Origin of the sequence: Actinomadura sp. 21ATH (assembly GCF_041951345.1) — a bacterium.
Lineage (GTDB): Bacteria > Actinomycetota > Actinomycetes > Streptosporangiales > Streptosporangiaceae > Spirillospora.
In genome coordinates, this window is sequence record NZ_JBGNUR010000008.1 from 345,000 (window position 1) to 356,488 (window position 11,489).

Annotated in this window: 12 protein-coding genes; 6 read left to right on the forward strand and 6 right to left on the reverse strand. The window is 69.5% G+C overall.

Features of this window, described 5'->3' with window-relative positions:
• Positions 1-684: 684 nt before the first annotated feature.
• Positions 685-1,092, reverse strand: coding sequence for a hypothetical protein (locus ACA361_RS24720; protein ID WP_375015489.1), 408 nt, complete (start codon positions 1,090-1,092; stop codon positions 685-687).
• 9 nt (positions 1,093-1,101) lie between these two features.
• On the opposite strand from ACA361_RS24720, the gene ACA361_RS24725 reads away from it, so the two are divergent.
• Entirely contained in the window at positions 1,102-1,485 is a 384-nt protein-coding gene (locus ACA361_RS24725; protein WP_375015490.1) for an STAS domain-containing protein, read from the forward strand.
• Between the two features lie 114 nt (positions 1,486-1,599).
• Here ACA361_RS24725 and ACA361_RS24730 read toward each other — a convergent pair whose 3' ends face one another.
• From ACA361_RS24730 to ACA361_RS24740, 3 genes are all read right to left on the reverse strand, one after another.
• Positions 1,600-3,570 carry a hypothetical protein gene (locus ACA361_RS24730; protein WP_375015492.1) on the reverse strand — a complete coding sequence of 657 codons (1,971 nt, stop codon included), beginning with the start codon at positions 3,568-3,570 and terminating at the stop codon, positions 1,600-1,602.
• Positions 3,567-3,845 (reverse strand): hypothetical protein, encoded by a 279-nt coding sequence (locus ACA361_RS24735; protein ID WP_375015494.1) that lies wholly within the window; start codon positions 3,843-3,845, stop codon positions 3,567-3,569. The genes ACA361_RS24730 and ACA361_RS24735 overlap by 4 nt, the downstream gene beginning before the upstream one ends.
• A gap of 1,005 nt (positions 3,846-4,850) precedes the next feature.
• Positions 4,851-6,344 (reverse strand): WD40 repeat domain-containing serine/threonine protein kinase, encoded by a 1,494-nt coding sequence (locus ACA361_RS24740; protein ID WP_375015496.1) that lies wholly within the window; start codon positions 6,342-6,344, stop codon positions 4,851-4,853.
• A 236-nt stretch (positions 6,345-6,580) separates the two neighbouring features.
• Here ACA361_RS24740 and ACA361_RS24745 point away from each other — a divergent pair, with 236 nt between their 5' ends.
• From ACA361_RS24745 to ACA361_RS24760, 4 genes are all read left to right on the forward strand, one after another.
• Positions 6,581-6,910, forward strand: a complete 330-nt coding sequence (locus ACA361_RS24745; RefSeq protein ID WP_375015497.1) for a transposase family protein — start codon at positions 6,581-6,583, stop codon at positions 6,908-6,910.
• A gap of 106 nt (positions 6,911-7,016) precedes the next feature.
• The gene (locus ACA361_RS24750) at positions 7,017-7,559 is read left to right on the forward strand and encodes a S1 RNA-binding domain-containing protein (protein WP_375015499.1); all 543 of its coding nucleotides are present in this window, start codon (positions 7,017-7,019) and stop codon (positions 7,557-7,559) included.
• A gap of 549 nt (positions 7,560-8,108) precedes the next feature.
• Complete coding sequence (locus ACA361_RS24755) at positions 8,109-8,504, forward strand: TetR-like C-terminal domain-containing protein (RefSeq protein WP_375015501.1); 396 nt, start codon at positions 8,109-8,111, stop codon at positions 8,502-8,504.
• Positions 8,505-8,585: 81 nt separating this feature from the next.
• A complete protein-coding gene (locus ACA361_RS24760; protein WP_375015503.1) occupies positions 8,586-8,720 on the forward strand; it encodes a hypothetical protein in 135 nt (44 codons plus the stop codon).
• Positions 8,721-9,419: 699 nt separating this feature from the next.
• On the opposite strand, the gene ACA361_RS24765 is transcribed toward ACA361_RS24760, so the two are convergent.
• A complete protein-coding gene (locus ACA361_RS24765) occupies positions 9,420-9,755 on the reverse strand; it encodes a winged helix-turn-helix transcriptional regulator (protein WP_375015505.1) in 336 nt (111 codons plus the stop codon).
• A gap of 131 nt (positions 9,756-9,886) precedes the next feature.
• On the opposite strand from ACA361_RS24765, the gene ACA361_RS24770 reads away from it, so the two are divergent.
• Positions 9,887-10,804, forward strand: a complete 918-nt coding sequence (locus ACA361_RS24770) for an alpha/beta fold hydrolase (RefSeq protein ID WP_375015507.1) — start codon at positions 9,887-9,889, stop codon at positions 10,802-10,804.
• A gap of 332 nt (positions 10,805-11,136) precedes the next feature.
• Here the strand turns inward: ACA361_RS24770 and ACA361_RS24775 are convergent, their stop codons facing one another.
• The gene (locus ACA361_RS24775) at positions 11,137-11,265 is read right to left on the reverse strand and encodes a hypothetical protein (RefSeq protein ID WP_375015508.1); all 129 of its coding nucleotides are present in this window, start codon (positions 11,263-11,265) and stop codon (positions 11,137-11,139) included.
• Positions 11,266-11,489 lie beyond the last annotated feature (224 nt).

The following is an 11,489-nucleotide window of genomic DNA, read 5'->3' on the forward strand; positions in this document are numbered from 1 at the left end:
CTAGCTCCGCTGATAACGCATCGGGAACCTCCACCACAGAACCCTCCGGTTCGGTCGCATGGACCAGACAACGGAAAACTAGCCCTCCCCTACGACAGTCCCGGAGACACCGAATCCTGAATGCGCCGCCGACCAAGTTCAGTGAATGTTGATGCCTGTCGGCGACGCTGCAAAACCTGCGGCCCCGCCGACCGGCACCCGGGGATGGCGTTGATGTTCACGCGGCGGGTCGTATCACAGAGGAGGTGCGTAGGGCCGCAGCCCTGGCGGGCCCGGCCTGGCCTGCGGGTGCGGATGCCGACCTGTCAGTGAGCGCGGTGACCCGGCGGGGGAGGGGCCTGGTGGTGGTGCCGGAGGCGTTCGCGGACGCGCGGGCGCTCGTGACGGCTGGCACCGCCACCTCAAGCCACCGGCCGGGCACAAGTTCTCGGTCGCTGCCGCCACCGGCGACGGCGTGCTGCGCGGTGCCGCGATCGTCGGGCGGCCGGTCGCCCGGCACCGACGACGGGCTCACGCTGGAGGTGACCCGGGCCGCGGCCGACGGGACCCCGCACGTGAACTCCCCTCGGCACCGACACCGGCACCGGCACCGACACCGGCACCGGCACCGGCACCGCCCTGCTCAACGGCAACGCGCCCCGCGCGAACGTCCTCGTGCTCGGAGCGGCACTGCTGGTCAGACGTTCACCGGTTGAGTCTTGTCCTGGGGCTGTGGGGCGGGTCAGGTGCGCGGAAGCGGCGGACCTGCGGTGACAGCAGGGCCGCGGCGGTGGCGGCCAGGATGAGCGCGGCGGCGGCGGCCGCGGTGGGCTGGATCCCGATGGCCGCGGTGAGGGGGCCTGCGGCCAGCAGGCCCAGCGGCGCGAGCGCGAGCGCGCCGAGCAGGTCCCAGCTGGTGACGCGCGACAGCGCGTCGGCGGGGACGTCGTGCTGGACGGTGGTGGACCACAGCACCCCGAAGATCGTTTGAGTGATGCCGGTGGTGAACATGGTGGCCGCGACCAGCGGCCACGGCGCCAGCGCGAAGGCCACTGTGTCACCGCTGGGCCACAGCGCTTCGGGCTTCGCCTCGCGCGCTGGCTGACGTGCCACGATGTCGCGATGACCAGCCCAACCGGTTCCCCGCCCGCTTGGTCCCTGCCCCGCATCGGGTCGTGTCGCGGCTGCACGGTCATCGTCCTGGCCGGTGTGCTCGACCACACCGCCACGGGCGACCTCGCCGCCGCCGTCATCGCCTCAGCGCCCGCATGCGCTCCCCGTGTTGTCCTGGACCTGGCCGCGGTGAGCTTCTGCGACTCCTCCGGTATCGCAGCCGTGATCGAAACTTTGCGGGCTCTGCACGCCCGTGACGGCCGCCTGGTCCTGGCCCGCCCCCGACCCCAGACCCGGCAGCTGATCGCCCGGCTCGCCCTGGCCCGGTTCCTGATCGTGCACGACACGCTGGAGACGGCGATCACCTCGCTGTCCAGGCCCGCCCGGAGTTGAGCAAGCGCACGGGTTGCGGGCCTCGCATCGGCCCGCAACCCGTCCTTGCCAGCCGCGGTAAACACCGTTCGCCGGACTAGCTCCAGCGAGATCACCGGGCGCTGCGGGCGTACCTCAGGGGAGGGTGATGGGGTGTAGGGGGCGGGGGTCGAGTCGGTCGCCGGTGGTGGGGTCGATGTTGAAGGTGCCGCTGGCGCCGCTGATGAGTGAGTTCTTGGTGGCGAAGTAGCCGAGTTGGTCGCGTACTCCGTAGAGGTTGGGCAGTTGCGGGGTGGCGGTGCCGCCGCCGGTGGTGGCCTTCCAGATGGCGGTGGTGGCGGTCAGGACGGCATCGTGGGCCATGATCGCCCATCCGGTGTCGAGGTCCTGGCGTTTGAGGCCGTGTTTGGTGAAGGCGGTGGCGAGTTCGCGGAACAGGTTGCGGTCGGGGTTGGTGGGGGAGTCGAGCTGGGCCGGTTCGGCGAGCGGGGTGTAGAGGATTTTGATGGGGGCGTCGGGATCGCCCAGGACCGGGGTGGGGCCCGAGTACAGGTGGGGGGTGAGGCTCTTGCGGAGCTTGACGGCGTCGGAGCCGCTGATGACGGTGATGGGGGTGCGGCGGCAGGGCCGGTTGTGGAGCATGCGCAGGAAGGGGTCCAGTTCGGCGGCGCGGCCGGTGAAGTACACCAGGTCGATGCGGTCGGTGCCGCACAGGTTCTTGGAGATGCTGTCCAGGGCCTGGGTGCCGCCGCGCGGGTCGAACTCGAAGGTCAGCCCGCCGCCGGCGTTCAGGTAGCGGCCCAGCACGGTGTGGTGCTGGAAGGAGTGGCTCAGGGTGGTGGCGTAGAAGTCCGAGCTTCCGCCTCGGTTGACGGTGACCTTGACCAGTGCTGCGGTGGCCGGCTCGGGGTGGGACTTGCGTAGCTGGTCGCTGATGGCGTTGAGCTGGCCGGTGTTGTTGTTGGAGATGCGGACCAGGCCGGGGATCGGGCCGCGGTTGTCGATGCGGCCGGTCTTGTTGAAGCCGTCGGCGGTGATGATGTCGGCGACCATGGGGATCGACTTGCCGGCCAGCTGCCGGGCGGCCGCCAGGGTCTCGCTCTGGCTGAGGCCGAGCCCGGTGACCACCCGCAGCCGCTGGGGGCCGGTGGCCATGGCCTCCAGGTGGGTGACAGTCTGGCGCCAGTGGGTCTGCGCGGCGCCCTGGTTGGCCAGCACCAGCTGGATCTTGGGGAGGTTGCCTTGGGTGTTGGCCCGGTGCTGGGCGACGAATGCTCCTTCCACCTGGGCCACGATGCGGGGGTCGTCGGTGGTGAGGGGGCCCATGTACGCCACGGTGACGTAGCTGCCGGGGCCGGCCTGGGCCGCGGTGGCGTTCTCGGCGGCGATGCGCGACAGCACCGGCGCCAGCCGCTGCCCGAACACTGCGGGATCGCGGCCGTCGGTCACCCCGACGCACTCGCCGCGCTCCACCCGGGTCAAGGTGGCCTGGGTGGTGCCGCAATGGCGGGCACGGTCGGCGTCGGGGCCGGGCCGGTCAGAGCCGGCGGCCGAGGGCCACCAGACCCAGACCGCGGCGATCGCGGCCAGCACGAGCACCGCGATGGCCGCGATGACCGTCCGCCGCCGACGGCGCCGCGGCTGACCGGCCCCGCCGGGGCTGGCGGGCCGACCGGTCGCGCCGGCGTCGGCGGGGCCGGTGGGCCGGCCGGCCGGGTCGGCCAGCCACCACCACCAACGCCGCGGCCGGGGCGGTTCGCGGTGAATCGGCGGCTCCCCGCGTTCGGCCCCGGCCTGGTGGGCCTGCCTGGCCTGGTCGGCCAGCCGCTCGCGGACCTGCAGCCACGCATCGACGATCTCGTCGTCCTCAGGCATGCACACCTTGACGATCCACTTGGTGGCGTGCGCGGACGCCAGCTTGTTGCTGTCGGAGACGTTGGTGTGGACCGTGGTGGCGCCGACCTGGCCGTTGGAGCCGACGTTGATCGCACGGCTGGTTTTGTTGTTCAGGGCCATGAGGGCCTTCAGGCCCTCCTGGAACTGCGTGATCGTGGTGAACGAGCGGGGATCGGGCCTGGCAGGCTGAGAGGGCGGCATCGCGGTCACGCCCCCAGCTGCTGACCGGCCTGCGGGTCGGGCTGCGGGCCGGGCCGCCCGCCCAGCCAGTGGCACACCTGGGCGGTCACGGCACCGCCGGCCAGGACCAGCCCGATCGCCTCGGCGGCCGACCGGCCGGTCACCCAGGCGAGCATGATGACGACGATGACGATCACCAGCACGGTGACCCGGTGGCCGGGACGCAGCCCGTCCAGGCCGGGAACCGGCAGGAGCCCTCGCTCACCGCCAAGGGCGTGAGCCGGGGAAGGAAAGGTTGCAGACATCAGAGCACCTCGTGTCTTTCCTGAGCACGGCGAAGGACATGTGCGGGGTGCCGCACCAGCACGGTTACCGGCCGGCTGGTGTGGTGTAGGCAACACAATGATCGGGCCGTCACGGCCCCTGCAACGGCAACCGCAACTTCCGAACGATCCGAAATCCGGGCCCCTGCGCGACCGGCGAAACCGAACCGGTGACCCGAACATCCGGCCGTAGCGGCCGAACATCTCTCCGCAGCCGGCCGCGTCAGCCTCAACTCTGTGGCGCCTGTTCGGAACCGCGCACCAATCCCGCCCTTGACGAGCATGAGAGGGCCCCCGCCGGTAACAGGGGCCCTCTCTCACGCCTCCGGGACATCACGCCGTGCTCAGGACATGACAGTACGTTCAGAGGCCCGGCCGGACACCCCACGGTGCCCGACCCGAGCCCAGTCTCACCGAACCCGAACAGCTCCATCAAGCCAGGTGAGGACCAACAACGCGATCCGAACAGGTCCCGAACACCTCACCGGCCGGTCATCCCTGCCGGTCTGCCCAGCTGGCGCAGGAACTGGTCGGCGACCGATTCCAGCACCGGGGCGGCCAAATCTGGTGGGGACGGCTCTGCCGTTGGTGAGCGCCTGGTCGAAGACGTCGTCGCCGTCGTCGTCTCCTCCTGCCGCCGAGCGTCGCCGACGGCACCGGCGGCAGGCGAGGGGGAGGGGGAGGGGGTCTTGATCTGGTCGTTCTTGCTCTGGTTGCTCTTGGTCCGGTTCGGGTCCCGGTCCCGGGACGGCCGGGGCCTTGGCGTTGGGACTGCCGGGCGCCCGGTCCAGGGATGCGCTTGTTCTGGCCGGAATAGCCGGTCGGATGCTGTACGCCTGACCTGCCGGAGCGCCGTCTACCTTCAATCTCCGTACCGATCCTCCTCAAAGGGCGACTGGCGCTCAGAGCTGGTGGGCCGCTACACGACGGTGTCGGGGTTCTTGAAGGTGCTGCCGGAGGTGCTCGTCTTCGGCGCGAACGCCGAGGTCATCGGACGGTCCAGACGGTGATGCCCTCGCCTCCCGCTGCTGCGACGGTCCGGCCGTCCGGGCTGATGGCCACGCATTCGATCTCGGCGTTGGCGCCGGCGCTGAGGGCGGTGATGCTCCTGCCGGTGGAGATGTCCCACAGCGTGACGGTGCCGTCGTTGAGGCCGCCGGCCAGGACGCCGTCCGGCCCGAATGCGATGCAGGTGATGCCGGAGCCAGGGCCGCCGATGGCGGAGGTGCGCCTGCGCGACGGGATGTTCCACAACGTGATCTGTCCGTCGTTGCGCAGCTGCGCCAGCGTCTTGCCGTCCGGCGCGAACGCCAAGGCATGCAGGTGGGAATTGGTGTGCGCGAGGGTGGCGATCTTCACGTGGGTGGTGGCGTCCCATAGTTGCAGCAGGTCGCCGTCCGGGCTGAACGCCAGAGCACGGACCGGTCCGTCGAAGAGGGCGGCCGGTTCGCGGGGCAGGGAACCCTCCGCGCCTGCGGACAGCGATTCCAGCAGGGGGGCCGCCGGGACCGCCGCGGCGATACCCAGGCCGGCCAGCACAAGGCTTCGGCGGCTGAGATGCCACCGGCGCCCGGCCTGCGGGGCCGGTGTGCCGCCGGTCGTATCCGGCGGCCGGTGCGCGTACTCGCTGTCGTACCGGCTGATCAGCTCGGTGACCTCGCGGGGAAGCCATTGGCCGGACCGCGTGCCCGGGGCGTCCGCAAGGCGCTCCAGGATATCGGCGAGCCTGGGCCGTTCCGCGGGTTCTTTGTCCAGGCAGGCGCGGAGCAGGTCTATCAGGTGGGCGGGCACCCCGGACAGGTCGGGCTCCTGGTGCACGATCCGGTAGAGGACCGCCTCCGGCGGCCCCGTACCGAACGGGCCGCGCCCGGTCGCGGCGAACGTGAGCACCGATCCCAGGGCGAAGACGTCGCTGGACGGCCCCACCTGCAGCCCGCGGGCCTGCTCAGGGGACATGAACCTGGGCGTCCCGAGCACGGCGGTGGAGCCATGGGCGGCGTCCATGGCGCGGACGATGCCGAAGTCGATGACGCGGGGGCCGTCGGCGGCGAGGATGATGTTGCCGGGCTTGAGGTCGCGGTGCACTAGGCCGGTGGCGTGGATGGCGGCCAGGCCCTCGGCCAGGCCCGCTCCGAGCACGTCGAGGGTCCGAGCGGCCAACGGCCCGTGCTCGTGGACGGCCTGCGCCAGCGACGGGCCGGAGACGAAGGCGGTGACGAGCCACGGTGGATGGGCGGCGGGGTCGGCGTCAACCACCTGTGCGGTGTAGAAGCCGCCGACGCGGCCAGCCGCTTCGACCTCCAGGGCGAACCGCTCCCGGAACGCCGGATCTTCGGCCAGTTCCGGACGCACCACCTTGACCGCGACCGGGCGTCCACCCCTGGAGCGGCCCAGGTACACCTGCCCCATTCCGCCCCCGCCCAGCCTCCACTCCAGCCGGTACGTTCCGACCTGGCGTGGATCAGCCGGCTGCAGAGGCATCACGGACGCATCACCTCAAAAGAACGTCGACGTCTACTCGACTGGATCCTATTGGGAACGGCCGGAATACACGATGTTGAAAAACGGACTGAGCCGAATAGCTGTCGGCTGGCACCTCAGCCAGGTTCGTGTCTGTCGCGAGGTGGCCCTCTTACGTCACGGAGACCCCAGCAGGGCAGAAACCAGATGGAAGGTCGCACGGACCTCGGAACTTCCACCTTGATCGTGGACACCGGTTGCAGCCACCCCAGCTCCGCGAGCACGGCATCGTCGACGCGCTCACCCACTGGGCGATCGCCTGCTTCGCCGACAAGGGTCATGCCGGCGCCGGCGGCGCGGTCGGTACCCCGTACAAGCGGCGCAAGGGCCGCAAGCTCAGCAAGCGCAAGCAGCTGTTCAACCGCCACCGCGCCAAGATCCGCGCCCTCGGCGAACAAGGTGCTGCCACCCTCAAAACCTGGCACATCCTGCGCAAGGCCCGCTGCTCACCAAAACGCGTAACCGCTGATCGCCGCCCTGCCCCGCCTCGCCGCCGCCCTCCCCACCAGAAGGACCCCACCCGATGAGCGCCACGAGCGTCACCCGCCCCGGCCGGCTGCCTGCCCCGCCAGCGGCTGCGATCCGCATGCTGGAATGCCGTGTAGTAGCAGCCACCGACCGAAGGGCAGTGACTTGCCGGACCCAACCCTCAATGAGCGCCAGTTGGCTCACCTGCGAACACTGCACCGAGGTCAGCTCGTCACCGGAAGGGTCACCGAGATCGCCAGCTTCGGAGTCACCTTCGTGGACATCGGAGGCCTCACCGCCGTGATCAAGATCCCTGAGTTGTCATGGCGGCCTATCAACCACCCCTCCGACATCGTCACCGTCGGCCAACAGGTCACCGCCGAAATCCTCGACGTCGATGTCGAGCGCGGTCACGTACCGCTCTCCCTCAAAGCGCTCCAGGAGGACCCGCTGCTCGACATCCAGGAACAGATCGGTCACACCGTCACCGGCCCGGTCACCAAGGTCGTCTCCTTCGGCGCCTTCATCCGCGTCGAAGACACCGCCAACGGCTTGGAGGGACTTCTGCACAACTCCGAACTGGCCGGCAGCACCGTAGAGATCGGCGACGTTCTCACCGTGAAGATCGTGCACGTCGATGTCACTCGACGCCGGATCGGACTCGCCCTCGCACACGGTCCGCGTCCCACCGAACCTCGGCCCGCCTGAGAGCGCCAGAAATCTCGGCTATCGAACCGAGCTCCGGCCGCCGCCGGCGACGGCGGCCACGGCGACGAAACCCCGCGCCGGGGGAACCGCGAGGTTTCGCGTACGGCCGGTGCGTATGGCGGGTGCCGCCATGTGACTCGTCCCCGTGGGCCAGGGCCTCATCCCGCACGTCCTGCGCCACCGCCGCCACCCTGCTGGACAACGCGCTCGCCTGGCCCGTTGCTACTCGCCCGCCCTGGCCGCAGACCGCTCAGCGGGACTGCTGCTGACGCCTCATATGGCTGGACGGTGTTTCAGGTGAGCCCAGGCCATGCAGGGCCGGCAGCCGTCCCTTCCCTCGTTCTGGCAAAGTTCATGGGGGCGTGCTTGCCAAGGTCAGCGGCGGGTACGGGCGATCCATAAAGGGGGGAAGATGATTCACACACTTCACAAGTGGGGCGTACGATCCAGCCTCATGTACGCGGCGGGCATCACTTCCGTCGGCCTTTCGTTCGCGTCATGGATCGCGTCCAAGAAGTACGAGGCCGCAGGTCTGGAACGGGCTGACAGGTGGGGCATCTGAAGCATCGCGACACCGGCGACATCGTGGCCGACCTGCGCGAAGTGATCACACGGGCCGCCGCTCTGCTGGGCCGACCGCCATGGGGACAGCTGTACCAGGACCTGATCGGCGAAGCGCAGCACAACCCCGAAGTCGCCGCCGCCCTCAACGAACGCTTCATTCAGCCACAGGCGGCCGACACTCTGGCCCGGCTCAAGCGCGCCAAAGAGCAGGGGCAACTGGCCCCCGACTTCGACCTGGACCTGGCCTTCGAGCTCCTGTCAGGACCGTTGTACTTCAGGCTGCTGATCACACAAGAGCCGCTGACGCCCGCTCACATCGACCGCGTGCTCCATGCGATCTTCGCCGGCATGGGACCTCAACCTTTGAGTGCCTGTCCCTGAATGATGATCTCGGCGAGGGGTGGCCGCCACCGCCCGCAGCACCGCGAGCCTGGAGGCGCTGTCGACACTTATGGCGACGCGGTGCTCGCGCATCTGCCTGAAAAGTCCTTTCACGCGGTCGGACTGTCGATCGGCGGCTGGACGGCCGCCGACCTCGCCGTCCACAAGCCGCGGCACGTCGCCACGCTGAGAGGCTGTCTTCAACGCCCGCAGTGATCGCTGGGAAGAATCGAAGACAGCCTCTAAGAAACCGGGGTCGGGGGCTGCTGTTTGCGGGTCAGACGGCGGGTCATGAGCGTGATCGCTGCCCAGGTGATGTGTGCCTCGGAGTGGACGGGAAGGCGTTCGTAGTCGGGTAGGGGCGTGGGTGGGGGCGTACAGCGCCAGGTGCAGCAGTACCGGGACGCCGGTCATCAGCGCGGCGAACCAGATCCGGATGCTCCACGCGCCCAGGATCAGGGCCGGGGTGCGGCGGCCGATGGCGCGGTTCGCCGGGCATGTCGCGCACGTTCTCGAAGACCATGGTCAGCGCGAACGGCGCAGCAAACTCCGGCCACCGCACGAGCCGCGGTCGCGCAGGCTCTGACGTTCAGAGCATTATGTGAGACCCGGGGCGGGCGGGAACGATCACGATCGGGCGTGCGGGAACAGGGCAGGAGGCCCGGGCCGCCAGCTCGTCCCCGGCGGTTCCGCCCCGGCGACCCGCCCGCTTGGCAGGCACCAGGAATGTCCGATATTTCCGATCGCTTTCTTCGTGCCCGCGCGGCCACGCTCGGAGGGTCTCACCGGTGAGCCTTCCCGCCTGGCTGGAGTACGCCAGACGGTCGTGACCGTCTTGACTCCAGCCCCAGCAGCATCGCCCGTTGTGCTCCTTGGCGACGCTGCCCGACGCCCCAGGGCGTCAGAGACGGGCACTCAGGCCGCAGGGATGGCTTCGATGGTCTTCATGTGCCGCTCGCCCCACTCGCCGAGCGGGATGAGGGCCTGGTTGAGGGACTCGCCGAACTCGGTCAGCGAGTACTCAACCTTCGGCGGGACCTGGTGATACACCTCCCGGTGGACCAGGCCGCAGTGCTCCATCTCGCGGAGCTGGATGATCAGTGACTTTTCGCTGATGCCCGGTACGCCGCGCCTGAGCTCGCCGAACCGGCGCGGCCCGTCGTGCAGCGCCCACAGGATCAGCACCTTCCACTTGCCGCCCACCACGTCCACGGCGGCGTCCAACCCGCACGAGTAGGTCCGCTTCTTCAACTCCGGCTCCCTCACTGAATAAAAGGTAGGTACCTGAAAAAATAGTAGGTACTTGGCGAAAGTGCTGCAAGGAGGCAGCATCGGTGATGCCGCGGGAGGGGCCCATCCCGCGGCGCCACCACATCACTTCCATGAGCACGGAGACCACGTTGAACTACGGGCGCATCACCGCCAACGGCATCGACTTCTCCTACGCCGAGCAGGGCGACGGGCCGCTGGCCCTGCTGCTGCACGGCTTCCCCGAGTCCGGAGACGTCACCTACCGCCACCTGATCCCGGCCCTGGCCGCGGCCGGCTACCGTGCCGTCGCCCCCAACATGCGCGCCTTCGCCCCCACCGGACTCCCGGCGGACGGCAGCATGCTCCTCGGCGACCTCGTCGACGACGTCAACGCCCTGCACCAGGAACTAGGCGGCGACAGCGACGCGATCCTGGTCGGGCACGACTGGGGCGCGGGCATGGCCTGGTCCGCCGCCGCCACCGCCCCCGAACGATGGTCGCGGCTGGTGGTCAGCGACGTCCCGCCCTTGCAGTTCTTCGCCGCCTACGCCAACACCTTCGAAGGCATCGAAAACCTCAACCACTTCTGGTTCATCCAGATGGACATGGCCACCGAGGTCCTGGCCGCCGACGACATGGCCTGGCTGCGCCAGGGGCTGCAAGAAAAGTGGACCGCTCCCGGCTTCGACGCCGCCGAGGAGATCGACGGAATGCGCAAGGCGCTGGGCGAGCCCGCCCGGCTGCGGGCGGCCCTGGACCTGTACCGGACCAACTTCGGTCCTCAGCAGATGGGCACGCCCGAGTGGGCCGCCGAGCACGGCCGCCTCTGGGGTTCCCTGCCGACCCAGCCCACCCTGTACCTGCACGGCACCGAGGACAAGAGCGTCGTGATGGACCGCGGGACCCTGGACGCCATCGGCGCCGCCCTCGCCGAGAGCAACGAGCACTCCGAGGCGGCCTTCGTCGAGGGCGCCGGCCACATCGTCCCGGCCGAGAAGCCCGACCGCTACAACGAGCTCGTCCTCGGCTTCCTCGCCAAGAAGATCTGACCGGCCGGACGGCGGCAACACTCCTCCCCGGCGACCCGCCGGACGCGCGCCGCCGCCCCGCCCACCGGCAGGCGACCGCCTCCGCGGCCGCTGACAGAGAAGCGCTCGGCTCACTCACTGATCCGCTGAAAGCCTGTCCTTGAACCTCATCTCGTTCCTGGCCTGGCATCGAGCACACCGGCCCGCGCTGGGGTCGCGGGTCCGGTGTGCTCTTGGCTCACCAACCCGAAAGGCGCCGCCCTCGATGACTGCTGGTCAACGGCTCGCTGATGCGGCTGCTGGACCGCCGTGATGAGGGTGGTGAAGTCCACCGGGTTGACTCCAGCTGGCTGCTAGCAGCCGCTGTTGCGCAGGGCGGCGTTGATCTGGGCCAGCAGGGTGGTGTAGGCGGTGCGGGTCATGGTGGTGTTGGGCAGGGTGATGTCGAAGGGGATCGGCGGCATCAGTGCTTGTGGGCTCATCTGGACCCGGATGGTGTCGGGGGTGAGGGTGCCGGCGCCGGGGTAGGTGAGGGTGACGGTGTAGCCGAGGTGAGCTGCCCCGGGTTCGGTGAAGTCCGTGATGTGCCCCGGCTTTGGTGGCGTCCTGTTACTGGAATCCTCGTGTCTTCGATCATGAAGAGAGGCACAGGATGCCCAGGAGCTATCCTCCCGAGTTCCGCCGCAAGGTGCTGGATCTGGTCAAG

Excerpts from the sequence above, each read along its gene's own strand:
- ACA361_RS24725 (WP_375015490.1), top strand. The coding sequence starts at position 1,102 with ATGACCAGCCCAACCGGTTCCCCGCCCGCTTGGTCCCTGCCCCGCATC.
- ACA361_RS24740 (WP_375015496.1), bottom strand. The coding sequence starts at position 6,344 with ATGCCTCTGCAGCCGGCTGATCCACGCCAGGTCGGAACGTACCGGCTG.
- ACA361_RS24775 (WP_375015508.1), bottom strand. The coding sequence starts at position 11,265 with ATGAGCCCACAAGCACTGATGCCGCCGATCCCCTTCGACATCACCCTG.
- ACA361_RS24735 (WP_375015494.1), bottom strand. The coding sequence starts at position 3,845 with ATGTCTGCAACCTTTCCTTCCCCGGCTCACGCCCTTGGCGGTGAGCGA.
- ACA361_RS24770 (WP_375015507.1), top strand. The coding sequence starts at position 9,887 with ATGAGCACGGAGACCACGTTGAACTACGGGCGCATCACCGCCAACGGC.